Genomic DNA, 24,505 nt, shown 5'->3' with positions numbered 1-24,505 from the left:
CACCGTTTCACGGCGAACCGCACTATCTCTTTGTTTTAGCCGCATTTGTGCGACGCCCAGCGATTCCGCTTGGCTGCAAAATGCTCTAGCTCACCTTGTTTCGCTCGACGGTCAGATGCGCGTAGCCGGTATCGCTTGATTTGGCGAGATCGCCCGTTACCGGATCGGCCCAGCGCTGGCCGATAATGGCACCGTTTTTTGCGCCGTCGATGACATTGTCCGAGATGACCGCGGTGCCTGAACCTTCGACGACCGAAACGACAATGCCGGTGCCTGCCTGGCGTATGATATTTCCCGTCGCCACGACATTGCGCAGATACGGCCCCCAGCCAAGCTGCATGCCGTAGAGCGGCGCGTTCTCGACGACGTTGCCGCAGACCGTCGTATCTGCCTCGGCGCTGATGCCGACGCCGAAGCCCGGCGGATCGGCGGTGTATGGGCCGGTCGTCGAGAGGTTGCGCACGATGTTGTTCGAGCAGACCGCCATGCGACCGCCTTCGTTGAAGTTGACGATCGAGATACCGTTGGCGGCGCCGTCGACCAGATTGTTGCTGAGGATCGCGCCTTCGAAGGAGAATTCCGAATAGATCCCGGTTTCGCCCGATCGCGAGCAGGTGTTGCCGGTGATCTGCAGGTTGCTGGAACTGTTGGCGCGGACCGCGGTGAAGGCGCAGTCGGAGACGACATTGCCCGAGATGATCACATTGCCGGCGCGGAAGGCGTTGATGCCGTTGCCGTTCTGGCCCGTGCCGCCGCTCCGCGCGCCGATGCGCTGGACGCGATTGCCGCTGACGATGGTGCCGTCCTCCGCCGCCTGCCAGCGATGCACGAGGATGCCGCCATTGGCGCAATCGGATACGGTGTTGCCTGAAATCTCCATGCCGCCGGCCTCGACCGAATAGATGCCGGCATCCGCCGCCCCCGAGATATCGGAACGGCCGACACGGCCGACGGCATGCTCGAGCGCCAGCCCGTTCTTGCCGCTGCCGGTCACCTGGCAATTGTCGATGACGAGATGGGCGACGCGGCGCAGATCCAGCAGCCCTTGCGTGTAGTCGGCGAGCCAGCGGTTGGCGCCGTCGAGCACCAGCCCGCTGAGCTCAATATGCTCGGCCTGTTCGGCCATCATCAGATGGCCGTTGCCGCCATAGACGATGCGCGTCGCGCCGGGCACGCCCGACAGCCGCACGCGGGCGGGCAGCTTGAGGTTTGAGATGAGATAGGTACCGGGCGGCAGGAATACCGGCTGGTCGCGGTCGCTGGCTTCGGCGAGCAGCTTGGCGAAAGCCTTGCTCTGGTCGTCGACCGCGCCCGGTTGCACGCCGACCTCGGTGGCGTTGATCGAGCCGCGCATCGCGGCCATCTCGATACCCGGCAGCGTCTTCGCCGATGCCTTGCCGGCGAAGAGGCCGGCGACGGCAAGGCCTGCGGTCTGGGCAAGCAGCGTTCGTCTGTTCAACATCGGCACAGGTCCTAGGATTTCGCCCTGTCCGTCGCAGGAATCGTGCCAAGGCGGGCTCATCGGCAAACCGCTTGTGCAGTCGCCTCGCCAAGCCTAAGTTCACCGCATGAGCAGAGCTTTCACGCGCGAAGAAGACAGCGAAAACGCCATTGCCGGCGTCGGCGAACGTCCAGTCAGCACGCACCGCAATCTGGTGACGGAGCGCGGCCTCGCGATGATCGAGGATAATCTGGCCGAGCTGCGCGACATACTTGCCAAGGCCGAAAGGAAGGGCGACCGCGAGCGCATCGCGGTGGTTTCTCGCGACCTGCGCTACTGGACCGCGCGGCGCGAGAACGCCGAGCTTTCGGTGCCGGAACCCGGCAGCGACGTGGTGCGCTTCGGCATGGGCGTCACGCTGGAGGGCGACGACGGCAAGAAGGTGCATTGGCGCATCGTCGGCGAGGACGAGGCCGATCCGTCCAAGGGCTCGATTTCCCACGTCTCGCCGATGGCTTTGGCGCTGTTCGGCAAGAAGGTCGGTGATGTAGCCGCTGTGAATGGCAAGGAATGGGAGATCGTCAAGCTCTCGGACAAGGCCGAGAATTAGTCTTCAAGCTTGACGACATGGTCGCGGAAGAAAGCGGCGGCACCAATCTCGTCGATCTCACCGGCGGCAACCATCATCACCAGTTGGATGATCTCCTCCTGCCCGGCTTCGACGCTTAACCCGTTGAAATAGAGAAATAAGTCGGCGGCGGCAAAGGCGGTACGTTTGTCGCCATCAACGAAAGGGTGGTTCTTCGCGATGCCGAAGAGATAGGCTGCCGCGAGTTCACAAAGATCCGGCGCGCCGTAGTTCTCCTTCTGCGGCGGGCGAGCGAGTGCCGACTCCAGCATGCCTTCATCGCGGATTCCCGAAGCACCGCCGTGAAGGCGTAACTGCTCGGCATGCATCGCCTCGATGAACTCTCGCGAATGATGCTCGGTCATTTCGCGAGCGCGCGATAGGCTACCTCGTACTTCTTCATCCGCTCGCGTGCGATCTTCATCTTGCGCTCAAACTCTTCCGCGGAGTCCTCAAGGCGGCGCACGCGAAGTTCCTGACCATCTTGAACGACGACGACATTGTCGCCTGTCCTCAGATTCAACCTATCGAGGAGTTCTTTCGGCAGGATCAGGCCATCGGAATTACCGATTTTGCGAATAGTGGTGTTCATGATGAAACATCCTGTTGCAACACCGATTATAACGTATTTGTCGAATGTTGCAACAAGGATTATAACGTCGCTTAATTGGCCAGCAACCGATCCATAAGCCGGTTCGCCGCCTCCGGGATAACCGTGCCCGGCGGGAAAATCTCCGCCGCTCCCGCTTCCAGCACTGCGTCATAATCCTGCGGCGGGATAACGCCGCCGGCGACGATCAGCATGTCGCCATGGCCGAGCTTCTTCAGCGCGTCCTTGAGCTCGGGGATGAGCGTCAGATGCCCGGCGGCTAAAGAGGAGGCGCCGATGATGTCGACATCGTGCTGCACCGCCAGCCTTGCGATCTCGTCCGGCGTCTGGAACATCGGTCCTACGGTGACGTCGAAACCCAGATCGGCAAAGGCGCTGGCGATCACCTTCTGTCCGCGGTCGTGTCCGTCCTGTCCCATCTTGGCGACCAGGATGCGCGGCTTGCCGCCGGACTTCTTTTCGAACGCCTCGATCTTCTCCTGGAGCCGATCGACCGCCGGATTGTCGCCGAGCGCGTCGCGATAGACGCCGGAGATCGTTTGCACAGCCGTCGTGTGGCGGCCGAACACTTTTTCCAGCGCCAGCGAAATCTCGCCGACGGTTGCGTTGGCGCGCGCCGCGCGGATCGCGAATTCGAGCAGGTTCTCGCCGCCTTCGGCCGCACGGGTCAGTGCCGCCAGCGCGTCCTCCAGGGCCGCGACGTCGCGCGTGCCTTTGAGCCGCTGCAGCTTCGCCAGTTGTCTCGCCTTCACCTCGGCATTGTCGATCTTCAGCACATCGACCTCGATATCGGTCCGAGGCCTATGCGCGTTGACGCCGACCAGCACCTGCTCGCCGGAATCGATGCGCGCCTGGGTGCGGGCGGCCGCTTCCTCGATGCGCAGCTTGGGAATGCCTTTCTCGATCGCCGCCGCCATGCCGCCGAGGCTCTCCACCTCCTCGATATGGGCCAGCGCGCGCATCGCCAGATCATGCGTCAGCCGCTCGACATAGGCCGAGCCGCCCCACGGATCGATCATGCGCGTGGTGCCGGATTCCTTCTGCAGGATGAGCTGCGTGTTGCGGGCTATCCGCGCCGAATGGTCGGTCGGCAGCGCCATCGCCTCATCGAAGGAATTGGTGTGCAGCGACTGCGTGTGCCCCTGCGTCGCCGCCATCGCCTCGATCATTGTGCGGGTGATGTTGTTGTAGGGGTCTTGCGCCGTCAGCGACCAGCCGGAGGTCTGGCAATGGGTGCGCAGCGACAGCGAGCGCTCGTCCTTCGGCGCGAAATTCTTCTGCATCAAGCTCGACCACAGCAGCCGCGCGGCGCGGAGCTTGGCGACCTCCATGAAGAAATTCATGCCGATCGCCCAGAAGAACGAAAGGCGCGGCGCGAAACGGTCGATGTCGAGGCCTCCCGCAACGCCGGCGCGCGCATATTCGATGCCGTCGGCAATGGTGTAGGCAAGCTCGAGGTCGGCCGTCGCACCGGCTTCCTGCATGTGGTAGCCGGAGATCGAGATCGAATTGAACTTCGGCATATGCTTGGAGGTGTAGGCGAAAATGTCCGACACGATCCGCATCGAAGGTTTCGGCGGATAGATGTAGGTGTTGCGGACCATGAACTCCTTCAGGATGTCGTTCTGAATGGTTCCGGCCAGATCCTTCTCGGCAACGCCCTGTTCCTCGGCCGCCACGATGTACAGAGCCATGATCGGCAGCACCGCGCCGTTCATCGTCATCGACACCGTCATCTCGTTGAGCGGAATGCCGTCGAAAAGCTGGCGCATGTCGAGGATGGAATCGATCGCCACGCCGGCCATGCCGACATCGCCGGCGACGCGCGGATGGTCGCTGTCATAGCCGCGATGGGTGGCAAGATCGAAGGCGACCGACAGTCCTTTCTGGCCGGCGGCGAGATTGCGCCGGTAGAAGGCGTTGGATTCCTCCGCCGTCGAGAAGCCGGCATATTGCCGGATCGTCCAGGGCTGCTGGACATACATGGTGGGGTAGGGCCCGCGCACGAACGGCGGCATGCCCGGATAGGTGTCGAGATTGGCAAGCCCCTTGAGGTCGCCCTGCGTATAGAGGTGCTTTACGGCGATGCCTTCGGGCGTCATCCGCTGGCCCTTGAGCTCGACCGGCACTCGACGCGGCGCCGACCAGCCGATCTGGCTGAAATCCGGGATCATGAACCGGCTCCGATCGACTGATCGATGCGCACCGGAAACAGCGGCTCGCAGGTCGCCACGCCCTCCGTCAGCGCCGGCCGCCGCTCCTGCGGCAGTGTCTCGACCGGCCGCTCGTTCGGCACGCGATAGAGAGTCGTGCCGACAATGCCGCGTTCGCCGGATCGGTAAGCGCCGTTGCGCTTGGCGGCGGCGGTCTGCACGCGGTTCTGGATATAGCCCTGCTGCAAGCTGTTGAGCACGCCGCCCTCGGCCTCGATGCGCTGGAATTCCTCCCAGGCAGCAGCGCAAAGATCGTTGGTCAGCGTCTCGACCGCGCCCGAACCGCCGGCCGGGTCGGCGACAAGGCCGACATGGCTCTCCTCGGCCATGATCAGCTGGGCGTTGCGGGCTACGCGGCGGGCAAAGCCGGCCGGCAGCCCGTGCGCGATCGTGTGCGGCAGGATCGAGATCGAATCGGCACCGCCGGTTGCGGCCGCGAAGGCCGCGATCGCCGTGCGCAAAATGTTGGTCTCCGGGTCGGCCATCGTCATCATGCGGTAGGAGGTCTCGGCATGGATGCTCGCGGTCGATGCCGGGATCGAGCAGGCCTCCTGGATGCGTGCCCACAGCTTGCGCAATGCCCGCACCTTGGCCATCGACAGGAACTGGTCCTGGTCGACGCTGAGCGCAAAGCCGATATACGGTGCAGCATAGATCAGCGGCTGGCGCGCCTTCTCGAACATCCTGAGATAGGACACGGCCGAGGCCGTCATCGTGCCGAGTTCCTGCGCCTCGGTGGCGCCGGCATTGTGGAAGACGCGGCCGTCGGCCTCGAGCAGAACGCCCGGCACGCCCATCGAGAAGAAATGCGCCAGCGACTGCGGCATCGATTCCTGCAGCGCCTCGATCGAGGTGCGCAGCCGCCCGGTTCCGGCGAAGATCGCCGCCGGGTCGATGCCGAAGGAGAGGTTGAGCTTGGTCGGATCGGAGCGGCGGCGGCTCAAGAAAGCGAGCAGCCAGTCGGCCACGGCGCGGCTCCACGGGTGCGCGTCGATGCGCACCTGCACGTGGTTGAGCGGCACGCCGTCGAGCACCGTTTCCAGCGCTTCCGCGGTGCGTGGCAGGCCGTAGCCGAAGGCGTTCGGCGCAGCCTCGAAGACCAGCGATAGGCCGGTGGCGCCTCGAGCGATGTCTTCCAGGGCTTGCGCGCTGGCCCGGACGATATCGGGGTCGTCGACACGCTGGCTGACGATCCACGGCGCGGTCGGATTTGTGCGCGGCAACGGCTCGGCGGTCGTCGAGCGTTGGCTGAGCGGTTCGATGCGGATGCCGTCATCGGTGTGCGAAACCAGCTTTTCCTCGAAGGAACCGCCGGCAAGCGCCTTTTCCGCCAGCGTCTGCCAACGCTTGGCGTCCGGGTTCGGAAGGTCGACATCCCTGGTCAAGGCGCCGGCGCTCATCGCTCTCCTCGCTTCTCGGCCGCATCAGCCGGGTCCAGCCAATCTAGGGTCAGGAACCGGATATCACAATGCGTCATCCGGCCGGGTTCTCTTGCGGCCATCTAACCGATTGCCAAACATGCGCAGAATCCGCAAGCGCCCAAAGTCAAATTCGGTGCCGGCCCCAAATTCTTTGCTGACCATTGCCGCATGCGGCCAGCGTTACTATACCTCGGGTGAGGCCTTTGAGCGGTACAGATTGCGGAGACCGGATATATGGTTGACGAGACCAGCATCTTCATCGGCGCCAGCCGCAAGCCCGACGATTCCTATCAGCGCGCGGAAGAGCTGTTGTTGCGCTACGGCAACCGCCACGGCCTTGTCACCGGAGCCACGGGCACCGGCAAGACGGTCAGCCTGCAGATCCTGGCCGAGGGCTTTTCGAATGCCGGCGTGCCGGTCTTCTGCGCCGACATCAAGGGCGACCTATCCGGCATATCCATGATGGGCGAGGCCAAGGATTTCCTGGTCAAGCGCGCCGGAGAGGTGAAGCTCGATCCCTACCAATTCCAGGAATTTCCGGTCATCTTCTGGGATCTGTTCGGCGAGCAGGGCCATCCGATCCGTGCCACCATTTCCGAGATGGGGCCGCTGCTTTTGTCGCGGCTGATGAACCTCACGGAGGCGCAGGAAGGCGTCATGAACATCGCCTTCCGCATCGCCGACGAGGAAGGCCTGTTGCTGCTTGATTTGAAGGACCTGCAGGCGCTGCTGGCCAACATCGCCGACCGCGCCGACGAACTCAGCGCGCGCTACGGCAATGTCACCAAGCCGTCGGTCGGTGCCATCCAGCGCACGCTCCTGGTGCTGGAAAGCCAAGGCGCGGCGAACTTCTTCGGCGAGCCGGCGCTGCGCATCGCCGACATCATGCGCACCACGCGCGACGGCCGTGGCGCAATCAGCGTTCTGGCAGCCGACAAGCTGATGATGAACCCCAGGCTCTACGCCACTTTCCTGCTGTGGCTGATGTCGGAACTGTTCGAGGAACTGCCCGAGGTTGGCGATCTCGACCAGCCGAAGCTGGTCTTCTTCTTCGACGAGGCGCATCTGCTTTTCGAAGACGCGCCGAAAGTGCTGATTGACCGTGTCGAGCAGGTGGTGCGGCTGATCCGCTCCAAGGGCGTCGGCGTCTATTTCGTCACCCAGAACCCGCTCGACATTCCGGAAAAAGTGCTCGCCCAGCTTGGCAACCGCGTCCAGCATGCGCTGCGCGCCTATACGCCGCGCGAACAGCAGGCGGTGCGTACTGCCGCCGAGACGTTCCGGCCCAATCCCGATTTCGACTGCGCGACCGCCATCACCCAGCTCGCCACCGGCGAAGCGCTGGTTTCGATGCTGGAGGACAAGGGCGTGCCGGCCATGGTCCAGCGCACGCTGATCCGCCCGCCATCCTCGCGGCTCGGGCCGATCACGCTGGACGAGCGACGCAAGATCATGGCGGAGAGCCCGGTCGCCGGTCAGTACGACCAGGTTGTCGATCGTGAATCGGCCTTCGAAATCCTGCAGAAAAAGGCCGAGAAGGCGCAAGACGCCGAGGCCCAGGCACAGCAGCAAAACCGCGGCGGCTCGCGCTGGACCATTCCCGGCTTCGACGATGTTTTGGGGACAGGCAATCGGCGGTCTTCCAACCGCCAGACCGTTGCCGAAGCCGCCATCAAGTCGGTGGTGCGCTCAGTCGGCTCATCCGTTGGCCGCGCCATCGTGCGCGGCATTCTGGGGAGTCTCGCGCGCGGACGGTGATGCCTTCGAGGCGTCTCTTGGGCGGCGCCGATCAGCTTCAGAAAGGTGAACAACTCGGCACTTGCCAGCGCAAGAGCGGAAACACCCAGGCTGCCGGCAAGCACGATGGATCGGATTTCACATCGGGATGAGCGGTGCGACCTCGCGGTCGGAAGGCCGCTCGCTTGCCGCCAGGCCGGCCAGCACGCCGGCGCGATCGGCCGCGCTGCGGTTCTGGCTCATCTTGCGCTTGCCTTCGAGCGTCGTGACCGGCATGCGCAGGCCGACAATGCCCTTCAGCTGCGACTGGACGAAATCCGCCGGCGCGTCCGACACGGCCCAGGGGGCCATGCGCTCGCCTTCATGCAGGTTGGTCAGGCGGGTCACGACCTCGAGCAGCCTGTCGGCATCCTCGAAGAATTCGATCGGGCCATGGGCATGGACGGCGACATAGTTCCAGGTCGGCACGACCTTGCCGGTCTCCTGCTTGGTCTGATACCAGGCCGGCGTCACATAGGCATCCGGCCCCATGAACATCGCCAGGCCATCGCCCAGCGGCGGCACGCGCCATTGCGGGTTTGCCTTTGCGACATGGCCGTAGATCACGCCATGCTCACCTTCGCTCGCGTCGAGGAAAAGCGGCAACGGCGTCGCCAGCGGGCCTTCGGCCGTGGCGGTGACCAGGATAGCCAGTCGCGCCGCTCGGATCGTGGCCCTGAGGCTCTCCTTGTCGTCGTCGCGGAAGGCGGGTGGTGTGTACATAACAAAACTCCTTGCGGCATAAAATGCCTGAAGTTTGGCCTGCTTAGAACATCCAGCCTTGAAAGTTTTGTGTGGTCCAGCCGGATTGCATGGCGCATCGATGCAGGCTGTCGGCATCGCGGTTTTCGCCCCGGCAGCGGGTGCTGGCCACCATTTTGGCCGAGCCCCGCTGATATGCACAGGAACAAAGGCTCAAAGCGCATCGCGCTTTGGCGGGTCAGAAAATCTCGTTGGTGAGCCTCTTCACCGGACCAAGCAGGATCGAGCCCGTCGGTACGCCGTTGTCGATCGGGATGGCCTTGCGCTCCGGCATGTCCTCTTCCGGCGCGCCGACATTGGCCGTCACGATGACCGGGGTCTTGGTTGGCACGCGGTCGTAGAGGTCGATGATGTCCTGGTTGATCAGGCGCACGCAGCCCGAGGACACCGACTTGCCGATCGACCACCATTCCGGCGACCCGTGCAGGCGATAGAGCGTGTCCTGGTTGCCCTGGAAGAGATAGAGCGCGCGGGCGCCGAGCGGGTTCTTCAGGCCACCCGGCATGCCGCCATTCTTGGCGCTGTATGGCGTCAGTTCCGGCTGGCGGGCGACCATCTCGTCCGGCGGCGTCCATTTCGGCCACTTCTGCTTCCATTGCACGACCGCGTCACCCGACCATTCGAAGCCGGCGCGGCCGAGGCCGACGCCGTAGCGGATCGCCTGGCCGCCTTCGCGCACCAGATAGAGGAAGTGGCCGGTGGTATCGACGACGATGGTGCCCGGACGCTGCCCGGTCGGATCGGGAACGATCTGGCGCAGGAATCTGTGATCGATCTTCTTCACGGGAATGGCCGGCAGGTCGAAGCCATTGTCGGACATCGCGCCATACATCGTCTCATAGTCGCCGAGCGGCGGCTCGACATAGGCGGGCGGCGGCGGCTGGACGGGGGCGGGGGCTGGACCGGTGGTGGTGCAGGCGGACACGGCGGCCGAAGCAGCGCCAAGGGCTGTGAAATTGAGGAAGCCACGGCGGCTGATGCGGAAGGAAGCGTCTGACATGGTTGCCTTTTCTAGGTCTCAATTCGCAAGAAAGCATGAATCCGCGAGCACGGCGCCGACGGCATCCATAACAGTTGGCGGCGATAGGCGGTTCCAATTCTGGCCTGAGGGTGGACAGAAAAAGGCGAAGCTGTGACCGCGCCACATCTGTTGCGCTGCAGCAACACGGGCCGTTCGCCCGTTTCGGGGGAAACGTCGAACCTCCATATCTCTTTTTGATGCAATTCCGGACGGAAGGCTACGGCGAGGTCGCCGAACCTGACCGCTTCACACTTTTCCTGGAATTGCTCTAGACGCTGCCCAGCAGGCCTTCGAGCGAGGGCAGGATCAGCCCCGGCGGAAAGTCGCGGTACTCGTCCGGCTGGTTGGTCCGGTTGATCCAGACCGTGCGGAAACCGAACTTGGCCGCGCCGGCTATGTCCCAGCGGTTCGACGACTGGAACGACACCGCGCCCGGATAGAGCCGCCAGCCGGTGACCACCATGTCATAGACCGACGGGTCGGTCTTGAACCTGCGCACCGCGTCGACCGAAAACACATCATCGAGGATCTGGTCGAGTGCCGCGGATTTGACCGCGGCGTTGAGCATTTCAGGCGACCCGTTGGACAGGATCGCGAGTTTTGAGCCCGAGGCCTTGAGCGCTTTCAGCACGGCGGGCACTTCCGGGTAGCAGTCGAGCCGCCAATAGGCTTCGAGCAGCCTGGCCTTGAGCGACGGGTCGGCGGAGGGCACCTTGCGCAGCGCAAAGTCGAGCGACTGCTCGGTCAGTTGCCAGAAATCGGCATATGAGCCCATCAGCGTCCGGACCCAGGAATATTCGAGCTGCTTGGCGCGCCAGATTTCGGAGAGCAACTGTCCGTCCGGGCCGATCTCGCCGGCATGGCGGCGCACGGCGGCATGCACGTCGAACAACGTGCCATAGGCGTCGAAGACATAGGCCGCATGGTGCATGAGGAAGAGTTTTGCGGCGCGTAGGCTTGCCGTGCAAGCGCTGATTGCGGTCAAGTGCCTCTGGCCTCAACGATTTTTCCCGATGTCGGTTGACGCCGGCCGCCAAAGCATCGTCCTATGCCAGGCTGAAATCATCGATCTGGACGGCAAACATGACACTGGCGGCGGCGGCGCAAACCGCGACTTGGACCTATGTGGACGGCGACTGGTACGAGGGCAATGTCGCGATACTGGGGCCGCGCAGCCATGCCATGTGGCTCGGCACCAGCGTCTTCGACGGCGGCCGCTGGTTCGAGGGCGTGGCGCCCGACATCGAGCTTCATTCCGCCCGCGTCAACGCCTCGGCGGCAGCGCTTGGCCTGAAGCCTTCCATGACCGCACAGGAGATCGTCGGGCTGACCTGGGATGGCCTGAAGAAATTCGATGGCAAGACGGCGGTCTATATCAGGCCAATGTATTGGGCCGAGCATGGCGGCTATATGGGCGTGCCGGCCGATCCGGCCTCGACCCGCTTCTGCCTCTGTCTATACGAATCGCCGATGATCCCGCCTTCCGGCTTTTCGATCGGTGTCTCGCCGTTCAGGCGCCCGACCATCGAGACCATGCCCACCAACGCCAAGGCCGGCTGCCTCTATCCCAACAATGGCCGCGCCATCCTGGAGGCCAAGAACCGCGGCTTCGACAACGCGCTGGTGCTCGATATGCTGGGCAATGTCGCCGAGACCGGAACCTCCAACATTTTCCTGGTCAAGGACGGCCATGTGATGACGCCGGCCGCGAACGGCACGTTTCTCTCCGGCATCACCCGCTCGCGCACCATCAACCTGCTCGGTGACTATGGCTTCAAGACCACCGAGAAGACCCTGTCGATCCGCGATTTTCTCGAAGCCGATGAGATATTCTCGACCGGCAATCATTCGAAGGTCGTGCCGATCACGCGCATCGAGAACCGCGACCTGCAGCCCGGTCCCGTGGCCAAGAAGGCGCGCGAGCTTTATTGGGAATGGGCGCATTCGACTTCCGCCGCCTGAGCCGCTGGAGCGTTCTACCGTTTCACTGAAACGGCGAACCGCTCCGGCTCTTTATTTTTACGCAATTCCGGACTGAAAACCGTTTCACACTTTTCCTGGAATTGCTCTAAAAGTCGCTCGGCGCTCCATTCCGGAGTTGCCCCGACCCATTCCAGACCTATCTTAGCTCGGTAGTATCACCGGACTTTTTCCTCGAGGGAGTACCATCCATGGCTTTTGAGTTGCCCGCCTTGCCTTATGACTACGAGGCCCTGCAGCCTTACATGTCGAAGGAGACGCTGGAGTATCACCACGACAAGCACCACAAGGCCTATGTCGACAACGGCAACAAGCTGGCAGCCGAAGCCGGAATGGGCGACCTGTCGGTCGAAGAGGTCGTGAAGCAGTCCTTCGGCAAGAATGCCGGGCTCTTCAACAACGCAGCGCAGCACTACAACCACATCCATTTCTGGAAGTGGATGAAGAAGGGCGGTGGCGGCAACAAGCTGCCGGGCGCGCTGCAGAAGGCCGTCGACAGCGATCTCGGCGGCTATGACAAGTTCAAGGCGGATTTCATCGCCGCCGGCACCACCCAGTTCGGTTCCGGCTGGGCCTGGGTGTCGGTCAAGAACGGCAAGCTCGAAATCTCCAAGACCCCGAACGGCGAGAACCCGCTGGTTCATGGCGGCTCGCCGATCCTCGGCGTCGACGTGTGGGAGCATTCCTACTACATCGACTACCGCAACGCGCGGCCGAAATACCTCGAAGCCTTCGTCGACAGCCTGATCAACTGGGACCATGTCCTGGAGCTATACGAGAAGGCCAAAGGTTGATCGTTTTACTGAAAAGCCCCGGCACGCCGGGGCTTTTCTTTTTCGGCCGGCGCCACAGGTTTTTCATCCCGGCGGGAAAGTTCACTGTGGCGTCGAAGGGAATATTTCCAGGGAATATTTCCGTCGCGACGTCCGTTAACGTTCAGAGCAATTCCACGAAAAGTGTGGAACGGTTTTCGTGGAATTGCGCCAACCAGGAGAGCATTTCACCGTGAAACGGTGAAACGCCGTAGTCGCTTACTCTCTTCACCATGGAGCCAATTGAATGAGAAAGCTTGTCCTCGCCATCTCTATGCTCGCCTTTGCCGGCTCGGCCGCGTTTGCCGATCCGATTCAGGATCGCCAGGTCCTGATGAAGGAGCGCGGCAAGCTCGCCGGCCAGTTGTCCAAGGTGGTCAAGGGCGAGGAGGATTTCGATGCGGCCGCCGTGCTGACGACGCTGAAGGCCCTGCAGGCCAATGCCGAGAAGTTCGATGCCGAAAAGCTGTTTCCGGCCGGCAGCGACCAGGGCGACACCACAGCCGCGCCGAAGATCTGGGAAGATATGGCCGGCTTCAAGGCCGCCGAGGACAAGTTCCTGGCCAACACCAAGGAAGCAGTCGCGTCGCCGCCGGGTGATGTCGATGGTTTGAAGGCGCAGCTCAACACCCTTGGTGGCGATTGCGGCGCCTGCCACCAGAGCTACAGGGTCAAGAAGGGCTGATCGCCTGACATGGCCTGGCTGAAGAAGCTCGTCGGCGCCGTCATCGTGCTTGGCGGCGGCGCGGCTGTCGCAGCCTGGGTCCTGTCGGCGCCGGTCCGGCTGGACGCCGACACCGTCGCGCAGCTCGGCCCCGGCGACGCCGCCAAAGGCAAGCGCATCTTCTATGCCGGTGGCTGCACCTCCTGCCATGCTAAGCCGGGATCGCAGGGCGACGCCCGGCTGGAATTGGTCGGCGGCCTGGAACTCAAGACGCCGTTCGGCACCTTCGTGCCGCCCAACATCTCGCAGGATCAAAAGGACGGCATCGGCGCCTGGAGCGAAAAGGACTTCGCCAATGCCATGCTGAAAGGCGTTTCGCCTTCCGGCGAGCATTTCTATCCGGCCTTTCCCTATGCGTCCTACGCGCGCATGAAACCGGCCGACATCGCCGATCTCTACGCCTTCATGAAGACGCTGCCGGCGGTTGCCGGCAAGGCGCCGGATCACAAGCTTTCCTTCCCCTTCACCATCCGCCGCGGCATCGGCCTGTGGAAGCGGCTTTATCTCAACCCCGAGCCGGTGATTGCGCTGCCCGACCGCACTCCGGACAAGGTTCTGGCGGGTCGCTATCTGGTCGAGGGACCCGGCCATTGCGGCGAGTGCCACACGCCGCGCGACTTCGCCGGCGGGCTCAAGAGGGCCGAGTGGCTGGCGGGCGCCGTGGCGGCGGAAGGCAAGGGCATCGTGCCCAACATCACCCCCGACGGCAACAGCATCAAAAGCTGGTCGGAAGCCGACATCGTCAACTACCTCGAAACCGGCTTCACGCCCGATTTCGATTCTGTCGGCGGCGCCATGGTCGACGTCCAACGCAATATGGCGCAACTGACCGCCGACGACCGCGCAGCGATCGCCGCTTACCTCAAGGCCGTGCCGCCGCATCCGAACGGTTACCCGGCGCGCAAGCCGGCCAAATAGCCTCAGGCTACGGGTGGCGGTCGCCGAGGAAGTCGAAACCGTCTTCGAAGAAGTGGTTGTAGTTGCAGGTCAGTTCCTCGCCGGGCGCGATGTCGCGCAGCGCATATGTTTCTTCGGATGAGGAGACGTCGCAGTTCGGATCGTCGGCATGGTTCATGTAACGCGCGTCGTCGGCCTCGAAGACGATGAAGCTCGGATCGTGCCGATCCGGATAGGAATAGCGGTCGAGATAGGATTTCACGGGGCCGATCTGACTTTCATAGGTGTCGACCGGAATGCGCCGGTCGAACCTTGGGTCGAGCTTCCAGACCAGCGTGCCCTTGGCGATGTGGTGCTTGGCGAAGACGCCGATGCCCTGGATGGACGATTTGTCGAGATAAGTGTCGACGAGCAGCATGAGGATCCTTGCGAGTGAATGGTCGCGGCCGGGAAAAGCCACGTCGAAAAAGGGCGGCATTGGGTAACGCGCGCCCTTGGCAATTGCGAGCGGAAAATCAGGCCTTGCCGGTCACTTTCAAGGCATAGGCGTAAATGTAGGCGATCTCCTCCAGCCGCGAGAACCGGCCCGACGCGCCGGCATGGCCGGAATCCATGTTGATCTTGAACAGAACCGGGTTGCCGCCCGACTTGCGTTCGCGCAGCCGCGCCACCCATTTCGCCGGCTCCCAATAGGTGACGCGCGGATCGGTTAGGCCGGCCAGCGCCAGGATCGGCGGGTAGTCGAGCGCCGCGACATTGTCGTAGGGCGAATAGGCGGCGATCGTCTTGTAGTCGTCGGCCGACGCGATCGGGTTGCCCCATTCCGGCCATTCCGGCGGCGTCAGCGGCAGGCTGGCGTCGAGCATGGTGGTGAGCACGTCGACGAACGGCACCTCGGCAACGATGCTGCCGAAGCTTTCCGGCGCCATGTTGGCGATCGCCCCCATCAGCATGCCGCCGGCGGAGCCGCCCTGCGCGACGATGCGGTCATGCTGCGTGTAGCGCTCGGCGACGAGATGGCGGGCGCAGGCGATGAAATCGGTGAAGGTGTTCATCTTCTTCGCCCGCTTGCCTTCTTCGTACCAGCCATAGCCCTTGTCCTTGCCGCCGCGCACATGCGCGACGGCGTAGACGAAGCCGCGGTCGACCAGCGACAGGCAGTTGGTGTTGAAGGCCGAAGGTACCGTGATGCCGTAGGAGCCGTAGCCGTAAAGCAGGCAGGGCGCGGAACCATCCAGCGGCGTATCGCGATGGTATAGCAGCGAGATCGGCACCAGCTCGCCATCGGCGGCGGGCGCCATCAGGCGGCGCGTGACATAGTGCTCCGGATCGTGGCCTGAGGGCACTTCCTGCGTTTTCAAAAGCACGCGCTCGCGGCTGCGCATGTTGTAGTCGAAAACCTGCGCCGGCGTCGTCATCGACGAATAGGTGAAGCGCATCACTTCCGTGTCGTATTCGTAGGAGCCGGAGAGGCCGAGCGAAAAAGCCTCCTCGTCAAAGGAGATGAAATGCTCCTCGCCGCTGGCGCGCTCGCGCACGACGATGCGCGGCAGGCCGTCCTTGCGCTCCAGCCTGACCATGTGATGCTTGAAACCGAGCACGGAGAGGATCAGCCGTCCAGGCTCGTGCGGCACCAGTTCCTGCCAGTTGGCGCGCACCGGATTGGCGACCGGCGCGGTCATGATCTTGAAATCCTTGGCGCCATCGGCATTGGTGAGGATGAAGAAGACGTCGCCGCCTTCTTCCAGATCGTATTGCAATCCGGTTTCGCGCACCGCCACCAGCTTCGGTTCGGCGGTTGGGTCATTGGCAGGCAGCAGGCGGTATTCCGAAGTCTCATGGTCGTTGATGCCGATCATGATCCAGTCATTGGCGCGCGTGCCGCCGACATCCATGAAGAACCCCGGATCGGTCTCCTCATAGATCAGCCTGTCGTTTTCAGGCTTGTTGCCGAGCGCGTGGAAGAACACTTTTGACGGGCGATGGTTGTCGTCGAGACGGGTATAGAAGAAGCCGTCATCGCCGGCATTCCACACCCCGCCGCCGCCCGTATCCGGGATCTGGTCGGCAACCTCCTTGGCACTCGCAATGTCGCGCACGCGCAGCGTGAAGAACTCCGAACCCTTGTCGTCGAACGCCCACAGCAGCTTCTTGTGGTCGGCCGAATGGTCGACGCCGCCGAGCCGGAAATAGCGCTTGCCTTCGCCTTCCGCGTCGCCGTCGAGCAGGATCTCGTCAGTGCCGCCGTCGCGGGGCGTGCGGAAATAGCGCGGCTGCTCGCCGCCTTGCCGGAAGGACGAGCCATACGCATAGGGGCCGTCCTTCATCGGCACCGTCGAATCGTCTTCCTTGATGCGCCCTTTCATCTCGGCAAACAGCGTGCCGCGCAGGTCCGCTGTGCCGGCCATCAGCACGGCCTGATAGGTGTTTTCAGCCTCCAGATGGGCGCGGATGCGGCCGTCGAGCAGGGAAGGGTCCCGGAACACGGCCTGCCAGTTGTCAGCCCGCATCCAGGCATAGTCGTCGCTGCGGGTGACGCCGTGATGTGTGTCGGAAACCGGGTGTTTCTCAGGGGTAGGCGGGCTGGCGGTCGGGAAGGCGGAAGCTCTGGTCATGACATCTCGCTGCGGAATTTGCTTGAATGACGAATGAACACGCCGCTCAGCGGCGGTTCAAGGGGCGCGGCCCATGGTGGTCTATAGAAGCTAAGTCGAAGGGGGAAAGATGAAATCCTGTGTTTCTACCGCAATGTCTTTTGCCGTCCTCGCGGCAGGTCTGGCTTTTTCCAGCCAGTCTCATGCAACCGTCTTTGCCGCGTGGCAAGTGGCGGGCGAGCCGTTCGGCGACACGCTGAACGCACGAAAATATCCTTCCAACGCATCGCAAAAAGCAGGCCGCGTATCCGAACGGCACCGTGCTGCAGATGACCGGCCGCTGCACCGGTGGCGTCAACCTGCTCGATATCGCCCGGCAGCCGCAGCGGAAGCAGCGCCAGGCGATCCGCTATAGGTGGTGCGAGATCTGGCACGACCCGGCGCAGAATGGCCATTTCGTCGCCGGCTGGGTCTACGGCAAATATATCGCGCCTTATTGAGGGATACCGTCGCCCCGCCTTGTCGGTGTGGCTTGCAAGGCGGAGTCCTTGCGCTTCGTTGCGCCGCAGGATTCATCGTGGGCGGCGCAACAGGCATCCAAGCATTGGCAAGCATTGAGCGCCATGTCGGGCAGGGATCGGATGTCTAATATACGGATGACGTAACGTCATGGCATGCTGGTCTGGCCAGAAAAATCTCGCGAAGTTACACGGTGCGCGAATTTTTGAAGCTGAATCAGCAATATTTGATGAATATCGGCGAATATAAGTCAACATGCGAATTGACTTACTTGCAATGTAGCGCCATTAAGATAAGCGACGCGAATCGTGGGCCTTTCCTGCATGAAATTCGCGCGATGCCCGATCCCGGAAAAAAGGGCGCAATTTTAGAAACAACTCTCGTTGGGGCCTTAGCACTATGGAAATCGTCGAAACACCTTCGAAAAACGGTGATGCGCTGATCGAGCTGACCGCCGATGTCGTCGCCGCCTATGTCAGCAACAACCCGGTGCCAGTTGGGGAACTGCCGAACCTTATCGCCGACGTCCACGCCGCGTTGGGCCGGGTCGGTGGCTCGCCGGAGCAGCCGTCGGCCGAGAAGCAGAAGCCGGCCGTCAACCCGAAGCGCTCCGTCCATGACGACTACATCGTCTGTCTCGAGGACGGGAAGAAGTTCAAGTCGCTGAAGCGGCACCTCATGACCCACTACAATCTCACGCCGGAAGAATACCGTGAGAAGTGGGGCCTGGACGCCAACTATCCGATGGTGGCCCCCAATTATGCGGCCGCCCGTTCGCAGCTCGCCAAGAAGATGGGTCTCGGCCGCAAGCGCAAGGGCCGTTGATAGGTCTCGGTTCCTCAAGCAATCGACGGCGCCCTTGCGGCGCCGTTTTGCTTCCAGAGCAATACCAGCAAAATTGCATGGCGGTTAATGCATGTCGCCCAGAAGTGTGCAGCGGTTCTGGGACAACGACATGCATCAAAACAAAGACTTTAAAGCGCGTCGCCTGGATCCGGTTCGGCGCGACGCGCTTTAAGGTCGGCGACTTCGCCGTAGCCATTCCGTCCGGAATTGCGTCAGAACAAAGAGACGTCGGCCCGGATCAGGCCGTCTGCTTCAGCGCCGCTTCCGCGTCGCGCTTGATGCGCTTGACCATCGAGCGCAGGCCGTTGGCGCGCTGCGGCGACAGATGTTCGTCGAGGCCGAGTTCCTTCAGCGTCGCTTCGGCGTCGGTGCTCCGGATTTCGCTTGCCCGCCGGCCTGAAAACAGTGCCAGCATGATGGCGACGAGGCCGCGCACGATATGGGCGTCGGAATCGCCCTGGAAGCTGATCACCGGGTCGGCGCCCGCTCCCTGCTCGGTGGTGAGCCACACCTGGCTCACGCAGCCAGGCACCTTGTTCGTTGCCGTGCGCTCCTGCTCAGGGAAAGGCGGCAAGTCTTCGCCGAGCTCGATCACATAGCGATAACGGTCCTCCCACTCGTCGAGCAGGGAGAAGTCGTCGCGGATCGTTTGGATCGGGGTCGTCATTGCCCTGCATATAGTGGCCCGGCACTGTCGCGTCACGGAAAAAAGAAGGACGCCGCGGGCGTCGAGAGGTCGGACGGGCCCGCGGCGTTAGAGCAATTCCAGGAAAAGTGTGAAGCGGTTGGGCACGGCGGCTTCGCCGTAGGACTCGCCTGGAATTGCGGCAAAAGAGACAGAGCGAACGGCTGAAAGAGACCTCAGTTCTTCGCCGTGAACGCCACCGGGATGTTGACCTTGGCGGGCAGCACGATGTCCTCGGCGACGCTGCCGGTGGTCGTGACGGAGCCATCCGCGACCTTTGTCTCGAGCGCGCCTGCCTGCCCGGACTGCTCGTCGTCGATCATGGCCGCGGCGATCTTGGCCGTTTCCTTGGCGCGAACGGTAATGGTGTACATGGCCGATTTGCCGGTCTCGCAGACATCGGGCTTGCGCTCGCACAGCCCGGCAATGTCGCCGACCGCCTCGCGTGCCGCAAACAGCGCCTGGATCGGCCCGACGCTCTGCTGGCCGTCTTCACCCGGGCCAATGCCGAGCGGCAGCGCGAGCAGCACCAGCGAAAACCAGAAAGCCATCCTGATCAGAAAGCCCATCTTACTTGCCTCTCGTCCGTGACGGATCATGCATCCATAGGCATAACCTCTTTTATGGGCACGATGGTGGCACGGTCACGCAAAGGACGGCTTGCATCGAAGCCGCGAATTTTCCGCAAATTTTAGGCAAATTCGAAAGGATTGATTTTGACATCGACTTGCCTCGAATCTCATTAGTCACATTAACTTTATGATAACCATATATCATATTGTTATTAAACGACTTTATCTTCTATGGTGGTTAGCCGGATCAGGTTTCGGCCCGTTTTGGCACAGGCCTCGCGGCTAACCCGCCGTTTACCATGGCGCCAACTGGGCGTGCTTTGCGGCGCCGGCATCACAATATTTGCCTTGGGCGGGTCGCCGGCTCCGTCAGCCTTATCCATTCCTTAAACGCTGGATGCGAGTTTCAAGCCAATTGATGAGTCACCTGCCAGGCAGGGCGTTTTTTGCGACCGGGTACGCGTGCGTTGAGTTCTATTTCAGCCAGATACGTTCAATTGCCTGGCGCGGTTGCCGCTGGCTGCGAACGCATGGTTCACCCGACCGTGACGGGTGAGGCAGAGCGCCTGCGCCAGCGCCGCTTCATCGGCGTCATGCTTGCGGCTCCCTTCCTCGCTGCCGGTGCCGCGGTCACGCTGGTCACGTCGAGCCTCGGCGCGGCTGTCACCATAGCCGCCATCTTCGCTGCTTTCGGCCTGTGCTGGTTCGCTGCGCTTCTGGTGGCGGCCACCGGCCACATGGCGCTCGCCGGCCGCATGGCGGTCGTGCTGGGCGGCCTTGCCCTTGCCGGCGCTATTGCCGCCGCGGGCGGCTTGGCCTCGCCGGTCACGCTGCTTGCCGTCGCATTGCCGGTTGAAACCTGGTGGGTCTCCGGGGCGCGGCGCGCCGCGTTGTCGAGCGCCCTGGCAGCGCTTGCCGCTATCGTGCTCCAGCCCTTTGCCGGCCATGTCCTGCCGCTTGGCGAGATCGCCGCCTGGCATTGGCTGCTGCCGCTCGCCTGGGCGCTGACGCTGCTGCCGCGTGCCGCCGCCTTCGCCAATCCGGCCAGCTTGCAGTTGGCGGAGCCCACCGCCGATCGTCTCGAGGATGTCATCGACGCCGTCGTGCTGCGCGTCGGGCGGCAGGGCGAAGTGCTCGACGCGTCCGCCAAGGCGCGTTCGATCCTGAAATTGGCGCCCGAGCTCCTGCTCGGCACCGGCATGTTCGACCGCGTCCATCTTTCCGACCGCGTCGCCTATCTCACCGCTTTGGCCGATATGCGCGAGGGTGCGCCGAAGCGCCGGCTTGAGCTGCGCATCCGCTTGCCGCGCGAAGGTTCCGGCGCGGCCGACAATTTCCGTCCGTTCAGCCTCGAACTGATGCGCGGCGAAGCCGACCGCGACCTATTCACCGTGGTCCTGCGCGAGAACGACGGCGTCGCTGCGCTGCGCGAGGAGCTTGCGGGCGCCAGGGAGGTGGCTGCAGCCGCCGAAGTGGCCAAGGGCCGCTTCCTGGCGGTGGTCAGCCACGAGCTGCGCACGCCGCTCAACGCCATCATCGGCTTTTCCGACATGCTGCTGCATGAGATGTTCGGCGCTTTCAAGGATCCGCGCCAGAAGGAATATGTCGGCCTGGTCAGGGAGTCGGGCCAGCATCTTCTGTCCGTCGTCACATCGATCCTCGATGTCTCGCGCATCGAGGCGGGCGCCTACGCGACCGAGCTGGAGCCGTTCCGCTTCGTGGAGGCCGTCGACATGTGCCGCTCGATGATGCGGCCGCTGGCCGATGCCAAGGGCATAATTCTTGCCACGCAGATCGCGCCGGATACCGGCGAGATCAATGCCGACCGCCGCGCGGTGCAGCAGATCCTGATCAATCTCGCTTCGAACGCCGTGAAGTTCACGCCCGATGGCGGCAGCGTCGTGATCGGCGCCAAGCGCGTCGGCTCGCGCCTGCATTTCTGGGTGAGCGACACCGGCATCGGCATCGCCGAGGAGGACATGGCCAATCTCGGCAAGCCGTTCATGCAGATCCAGAATGATTACACGCGCCGTTTCGAGGGAACCGGGCTCGGCCTGTCCCTGGTCAAGGGCCTTGTGGCGCTGCACGAGGGCACGATGTCGATCGAGAGCGCGCCGGGTGAGGGCACCACGGTGACGATCGGCCTGCCGGTGAACGGGCCGAAGCGGCGTTCCGGTGCGCCTTCCGGTGTGCTGGCCATGCCGGCGGCGAAGCCGAAGGGGGATGCAGATGGGGAGAGGAATGGCTCGCTCCGCAAAACGGCCTAAGGTGGTCGAACCCGAGCGCGGCGTCTTTGCCGAGGGCGCGGCTGCCGTCGGTCAACTGATCGCAAGCAATCCGGTTCTGGTCGGCGGTTCGACCGCCTTCCTGGTGACGCTGTTCTACGTCTCGGCCAATGCGCTCTGGTATCAGCCTTTTCCGCATACCAGCGCCTTCTTCGCCACCCGAAGCATCGAGAATTTCCCGCATACCGTCTCTGACGAACCGGAAACGACCATCAACATCGTGCGCCAGGCACCGATGCAGCCGGCCGTCAAGCCGGATCCGGTCGTCCAGCAGGTGCAGGGCATTCTGAAGGACCTCAACTTCTACGACGGCACGGTCGATGGCCTCACGGGCCCGGCCACCCGCAAGGCCATCCAGGCCTATCAGCTGAAAGTCGGGCTGCCGGGGTCGGGCGAGATTGACAACACGCTGCTCGACCAGCTTGGCGCGCGCCAGACGACGGCGGCCATTCCCCATCCGATACCGCGGCCGGCCGATGTCGCCGCCAACGCTTCCGCCGCCAAACCGCCGGTGATCCCGGTTTCCGCCCCGGCCGACGGCACCACGCAGTCGCCCGACGCCCGTATCGTCAAGATTCAGGCTGGCCTCAAGGCCTTCGGCAATAATGACATGCAGCTCGACGGCAAGGTCGGCGCCCGCACCAAATCCGCGATCAAGGAATTCCAGGCATTGTTTGGCCTGCCCGAAACCGGCGAGCCGGACGAGGCCGTCTACGTCAAGATGCGCGAGATCGGCCTGACCAACTGAAGCATTCGTAAATACTGGTTATTGTTGTGCTATACGTTCGGCCTTCAGATTGCGCAAAAAGATAGCTCGATCCACGCTCTGGCCCTCACCGCTTGCCATGCCTTCATCATAGGCGCGCTTCAGCTGTCTCAGTTCAGAGTCGGTTAAAGGCTGGATCACCGTTTTCATGTTTGGACTGCATAGCATTATTCCGTGCTCGACGAACCTCCAGTCTTTTGACGTTATCCTCCCTCGCGAGCGTAGCTGAATCCCGCTAAACAGCCTTGTGCTACCCGGAAACATTCCATGCGCGTAACCACCGATCTCTGGGTTTCGGCCCTCGTGCGCCGCGTGTTCGGCGCCAGCGGTTTCGCGGCCGTGGTCAAGCGTGGCGCCACCGAGGCGGGCGCGGTTTTCGTGCTGTCGCGCGGCCGGATGGGGGGGGTGGCTCTCTACGGACCGGCGCCGCAGACGAGCTACGATTCGGCCAAGCCCGATGAGCGCTTCTTCACCTTGCTCGATACCGGTGAGGATGGCTCGGCGTTCGATGAGCGATTGGAACGGGAGAAAAAATTCGATCCCGACATCTGGGTCGTCGAGATCGAAGCAGGAGCCGTTCCGGTCGAGGAGCTTCTTTCGGTGAAGACGGAGTAGACCGGCCTAATGCATGTCGCCCAGAAGTGTGCAGCGGTTCTGGGACAACGACATGCATCAAAACAAAGACTTAAAGCGCGTCGCCTGAATCCGGTTCTGCGCGACGCGCTTTAGGACGCCTTGAGGCTGGAGGCCGCTTGATCGCCGTTCGAGGTTTCGAGGCGCTCGGCATGTGCCGTGTCGGAAGCAATGCCGCGGATCGCCCGCGAAAGTGTCTCGGTCTTCCAGCCGCGTACCTTGTCGAGCGCCGCCTCGCGGTGCAGCAGCCGGTAGCGGTCGAGGAACAGGCGGATCGCCTGCGGATGCGGAAACTCGTCGGGATAGACCGCGACCGCGATGAGGAAGGCCCTGTCTTCGCTGAGATCGAGGGCGCGCAGCGCCGCAAGCAACGCGGCATAGCTTGACTGCCCGGTCACCGAGCGGGCCGTCGCGAAGTCGATCTCCAACGCATCGGCAAGGGCGGTCTGGAAGAAGGCCGCGTTGCCGGTCAGCGCCGTCTCGCGCAGCTTCAGATAGGCCGGCTGGCCGAGAAAGGTGTTGACGCCGGCACTGTCACCGGCCGGGCGCATCATCGAACGCAGCCGGCGCCGCGCATTCTCCGCCGCTTCGTCGGGCGCGGGACGGCCGGTGTCCGCCTTGGCCACGGGCTCTGGTTTCGGCGCAAGCCTGGTGACCGTCTCCGGCGGCCGCGTCTTGACCAGCGTCGGTTTCTCGAGCGCGCGGATCAGGTCGGCGATCGTCGTGTTGAGCTCCTTGCGGCGCGCGATGGCGCGTGCGTGCGGCAGCCCGTGCCGGCCGATCAGCGCGATGAGGTCGATGTCGCGCAGCGCTTTGGAGCGGGTAAGCAGGGGTGCTGCGACCTCGACCGGCTCTTCGGCCAGCCGACGTACCAGCGCGGTCGGCGCATATTCGCACTCGGATAGGGCAGCGGCGACATAGCGGCGCGATTCGACCGAGACCTCGTCGAACAGCGGCAGTGTCAGATCCTCGAGCTGGGCGATCTCGCGGCGCGAGGGGCGCGTCAGCGAGCAGAAGGCCGACACGGCGGCGCGGAACAGCCTTTCGGCCTTTCCAGCTTCGGTCCTGATAGCGATTTGCCTGAAATCCGAAGATGACACGGAGGATACGCCCGACACTCGACACAATCCTGAACCGCGCAATCCGGCCGGGCCGGTTTCGCATCTCCAGGAAAAACAAACATCAAATTAGCCGCGATCCGTTAGCGCTCCGTTAACCCTCTACGCCTCTTAATCAACTTTGGAGGCGTTGCGTTGTGCTCCGGGGAAACCGAGAGGGAATGCGCGAACCATGGGCATGGTCCTGTCTTTTGTGCCGCGA

General features: G+C 63.1%; 25 protein-coding genes. 11 read left to right on the top strand and 14 right to left on the bottom strand.

Annotated features, from left to right (window positions below):
- Positions 1 to 85: 85 nt before the first annotated feature.
- Positions 86 to 1,462, bottom strand: coding sequence for a TIGR03808 family TAT-translocated repetitive protein (locus RFM98_RS04100; protein WP_320307639.1), 1,377 nt, complete (start codon positions 1,460 to 1,462; stop codon positions 86 to 88).
- A 106-nt stretch (positions 1,463 to 1,568) separates the two neighbouring features.
- Here RFM98_RS04100 and greA point away from each other — a divergent pair, with 106 nt between their 5' ends.
- Complete coding sequence (gene greA, locus RFM98_RS04095; protein ID WP_320307638.1) at positions 1,569 to 2,051, top strand: transcription elongation factor GreA; 483 nt, start codon at positions 1,569 to 1,571, stop codon at positions 2,049 to 2,051.
- Here greA and RFM98_RS04090 read toward each other — a convergent pair.
- The 4 genes from RFM98_RS04090 to RFM98_RS04075 form a co-directional block, all read right to left on the bottom strand.
- A complete protein-coding gene (locus RFM98_RS04090; RefSeq protein WP_320307637.1) occupies positions 2,048 to 2,434 on the bottom strand; it encodes a type II toxin-antitoxin system death-on-curing family toxin in 387 nt (128 codons plus the stop codon). The two genes, greA and RFM98_RS04090, sit on opposite strands and share 4 nt — an antisense overlap.
- Positions 2,431 to 2,661 carry an AbrB/MazE/SpoVT family DNA-binding domain-containing protein gene (locus RFM98_RS04085; RefSeq protein WP_320307636.1) on the bottom strand — a complete coding sequence of 77 codons (231 nt, stop codon included), beginning with the start codon at positions 2,659 to 2,661 and terminating at the stop codon, positions 2,431 to 2,433. Before RFM98_RS04085 ends, RFM98_RS04090 begins: the two co-directional genes overlap by 4 nt.
- 71 nt (positions 2,662 to 2,732) lie before the next feature.
- Positions 2,733 to 4,853: a methylmalonyl-CoA mutase gene (gene scpA / locus RFM98_RS04080; protein ID WP_320307635.1), complete on the bottom strand. Its 2,121-nt coding sequence runs from the start codon at positions 4,851 to 4,853 to the stop codon at positions 2,733 to 2,735.
- On the bottom strand, positions 4,850 to 6,292 hold the full coding sequence (locus RFM98_RS04075; RefSeq protein ID WP_320307634.1) for a methylmalonyl-CoA mutase subunit beta: 1,443 nt from the start codon (positions 6,290 to 6,292) through the stop codon (positions 4,850 to 4,852). Before RFM98_RS04075 ends, scpA begins: the two co-directional genes overlap by 4 nt.
- A 255-nt stretch (positions 6,293 to 6,547) precedes the next feature.
- Between RFM98_RS04075 and RFM98_RS04070 the strand changes: the two genes are divergently transcribed.
- Complete coding sequence (locus RFM98_RS04070) at positions 6,548 to 8,071, top strand: helicase HerA-like C-terminal domain-containing protein (protein ID WP_320307633.1); 1,524 nt, start codon at positions 6,548 to 6,550, stop codon at positions 8,069 to 8,071.
- A 117-nt stretch (positions 8,072 to 8,188) separates the two neighbouring features.
- On the opposite strand, the gene RFM98_RS04065 is transcribed toward RFM98_RS04070, so the two are convergent.
- The 3 genes from RFM98_RS04065 to RFM98_RS04055 all read right to left on the bottom strand — a co-directional run bounded on the left by RFM98_RS04065 (position 8,189) and on the right by RFM98_RS04055 (position 10,803).
- On the bottom strand, positions 8,189 to 8,812 hold the full coding sequence (locus RFM98_RS04065) for an FMN-binding negative transcriptional regulator (RefSeq protein ID WP_320307632.1): 624 nt from the start codon (positions 8,810 to 8,812) through the stop codon (positions 8,189 to 8,191).
- A gap of 217 nt (positions 8,813 to 9,029) precedes the next feature.
- Positions 9,030 to 9,851 carry a L,D-transpeptidase gene (locus RFM98_RS04060; protein WP_320307631.1) on the bottom strand — a complete coding sequence of 274 codons (822 nt, stop codon included), beginning with the start codon at positions 9,849 to 9,851 and terminating at the stop codon, positions 9,030 to 9,032.
- 289 nt (positions 9,852 to 10,140) lie between these two features.
- Positions 10,141 to 10,803, bottom strand: a complete 663-nt coding sequence (locus tag RFM98_RS04055; protein ID WP_320308126.1) for a haloacid dehalogenase type II — start codon at positions 10,801 to 10,803, stop codon at positions 10,141 to 10,143.
- 152 nt (positions 10,804 to 10,955) lie between these two features.
- Here RFM98_RS04055 and RFM98_RS04050 point away from each other — a divergent pair, with 152 nt between their 5' ends.
- The 4 genes from RFM98_RS04050 to RFM98_RS04035 all read left to right on the top strand — a co-directional run bounded on the left by RFM98_RS04050 (position 10,956) and on the right by RFM98_RS04035 (position 14,306).
- On the top strand, positions 10,956 to 11,834 hold the full coding sequence (locus tag RFM98_RS04050) for a branched-chain amino acid aminotransferase (protein ID WP_320307630.1): 879 nt from the start codon (positions 10,956 to 10,958) through the stop codon (positions 11,832 to 11,834).
- A gap of 209 nt (positions 11,835 to 12,043) precedes the next feature.
- Positions 12,044 to 12,646 (top strand): superoxide dismutase, encoded by a 603-nt coding sequence (locus RFM98_RS04045; RefSeq protein ID WP_140785282.1) that lies wholly within the window; start codon positions 12,044 to 12,046, stop codon positions 12,644 to 12,646.
- 265 nt (positions 12,647 to 12,911) lie between these two features.
- Positions 12,912 to 13,349 carry a c-type cytochrome gene (locus tag RFM98_RS04040; protein WP_320307629.1) on the top strand — a complete coding sequence of 146 codons (438 nt, stop codon included), beginning with the start codon at positions 12,912 to 12,914 and terminating at the stop codon, positions 13,347 to 13,349.
- Positions 13,350 to 13,358: 9 nt separating this feature from the next.
- Positions 13,359 to 14,306, top strand: a complete 948-nt coding sequence (locus RFM98_RS04035; RefSeq protein WP_320307628.1) for a cytochrome c — start codon at positions 13,359 to 13,361, stop codon at positions 14,304 to 14,306.
- 7 nt (positions 14,307 to 14,313) lie between these two features.
- Here RFM98_RS04035 and RFM98_RS04030 read toward each other — a convergent pair whose 3' ends face one another.
- Both RFM98_RS04030 and RFM98_RS04025 read right to left on the bottom strand, forming a co-directional pair.
- A complete protein-coding gene (locus RFM98_RS04030) occupies positions 14,314 to 14,703 on the bottom strand; it encodes an SET domain-containing protein (RefSeq protein WP_320217347.1) in 390 nt (129 codons plus the stop codon).
- Between the two features lie 97 nt (positions 14,704 to 14,800).
- Positions 14,801 to 16,900 (bottom strand): S9 family peptidase, encoded by a 2,100-nt coding sequence (locus RFM98_RS04025; protein WP_320307627.1) that lies wholly within the window; start codon positions 16,898 to 16,900, stop codon positions 14,801 to 14,803.
- A 299-nt stretch (positions 16,901 to 17,199) separates the two neighbouring features.
- Here RFM98_RS04025 and RFM98_RS04020 point away from each other — a divergent pair, with 299 nt between their 5' ends.
- Complete coding sequence (locus RFM98_RS04020; protein WP_320307626.1) at positions 17,200 to 17,379, top strand: hypothetical protein; 180 nt, start codon at positions 17,200 to 17,202, stop codon at positions 17,377 to 17,379.
- Between the two features lie 418 nt (positions 17,380 to 17,797).
- Complete coding sequence (locus RFM98_RS04015; protein ID WP_027164827.1) at positions 17,798 to 18,223, top strand: Ros/MucR family transcriptional regulator; 426 nt, start codon at positions 17,798 to 17,800, stop codon at positions 18,221 to 18,223.
- Between the two features lie 259 nt (positions 18,224 to 18,482).
- Here the strand turns inward: RFM98_RS04015 and RFM98_RS04010 are convergent, their stop codons facing one another.
- Positions 18,483 to 18,911, bottom strand: coding sequence for a SufE family protein (locus tag RFM98_RS04010; protein WP_320307625.1), 429 nt, complete (start codon positions 18,909 to 18,911; stop codon positions 18,483 to 18,485).
- Between the two features lie 194 nt (positions 18,912 to 19,105).
- Positions 19,106 to 19,498, bottom strand: a complete 393-nt coding sequence (locus tag RFM98_RS04005) for a DUF5330 domain-containing protein (protein WP_320307624.1) — start codon at positions 19,496 to 19,498, stop codon at positions 19,106 to 19,108.
- A 533-nt stretch (positions 19,499 to 20,031) separates the two neighbouring features.
- Between RFM98_RS04005 and RFM98_RS04000 the strand changes: the two genes are divergently transcribed.
- The gene (locus tag RFM98_RS04000; RefSeq protein WP_320307623.1) at positions 20,032 to 21,768 is read left to right on the top strand and encodes a sensor histidine kinase; all 1,737 of its coding nucleotides are present in this window, start codon (positions 20,032 to 20,034) and stop codon (positions 21,766 to 21,768) included.
- The gene (locus tag RFM98_RS03995; RefSeq protein WP_320307622.1) at positions 21,743 to 22,534 is read left to right on the top strand and encodes a peptidoglycan-binding domain-containing protein; all 792 of its coding nucleotides are present in this window, start codon (positions 21,743 to 21,745) and stop codon (positions 22,532 to 22,534) included. The genes RFM98_RS04000 and RFM98_RS03995 overlap by 26 nt, the downstream gene beginning before the upstream one ends.
- 18 nt (positions 22,535 to 22,552) lie before the next feature.
- Here RFM98_RS03995 and RFM98_RS03990 read toward each other — a convergent pair whose 3' ends face one another.
- Positions 22,553 to 22,702, bottom strand: coding sequence for a hypothetical protein (locus RFM98_RS03990; protein WP_320307621.1), 150 nt, complete (start codon positions 22,700 to 22,702; stop codon positions 22,553 to 22,555).
- A 117-nt stretch (positions 22,703 to 22,819) separates the two neighbouring features.
- Here RFM98_RS03990 and RFM98_RS03985 point away from each other — a divergent pair, with 117 nt between their 5' ends.
- On the top strand, positions 22,820 to 23,167 hold the full coding sequence (locus RFM98_RS03985; RefSeq protein WP_320307620.1) for a DUF1491 family protein: 348 nt from the start codon (positions 22,820 to 22,822) through the stop codon (positions 23,165 to 23,167).
- Positions 23,168 to 23,277: 110 nt separating this feature from the next.
- On the opposite strand, the gene RFM98_RS03980 is transcribed toward RFM98_RS03985, so the two are convergent.
- A complete protein-coding gene (locus tag RFM98_RS03980) occupies positions 23,278 to 24,285 on the bottom strand; it encodes a DUF2336 domain-containing protein (RefSeq protein WP_320308125.1) in 1,008 nt (335 codons plus the stop codon).
- Positions 24,286 to 24,505 lie beyond the last annotated feature (220 nt).

Origin of the sequence: Mesorhizobium australafricanum (assembly GCF_033977265.1) — a bacterium.
GTDB classification, from domain to species: Bacteria; Pseudomonadota; Alphaproteobacteria; order Rhizobiales; family Rhizobiaceae; genus Mesorhizobium; species Mesorhizobium australafricanum.
Note: the sequence above shows the minus strand (reverse complement) of the source record. Positions and strands in the feature narration are given on the sequence as shown.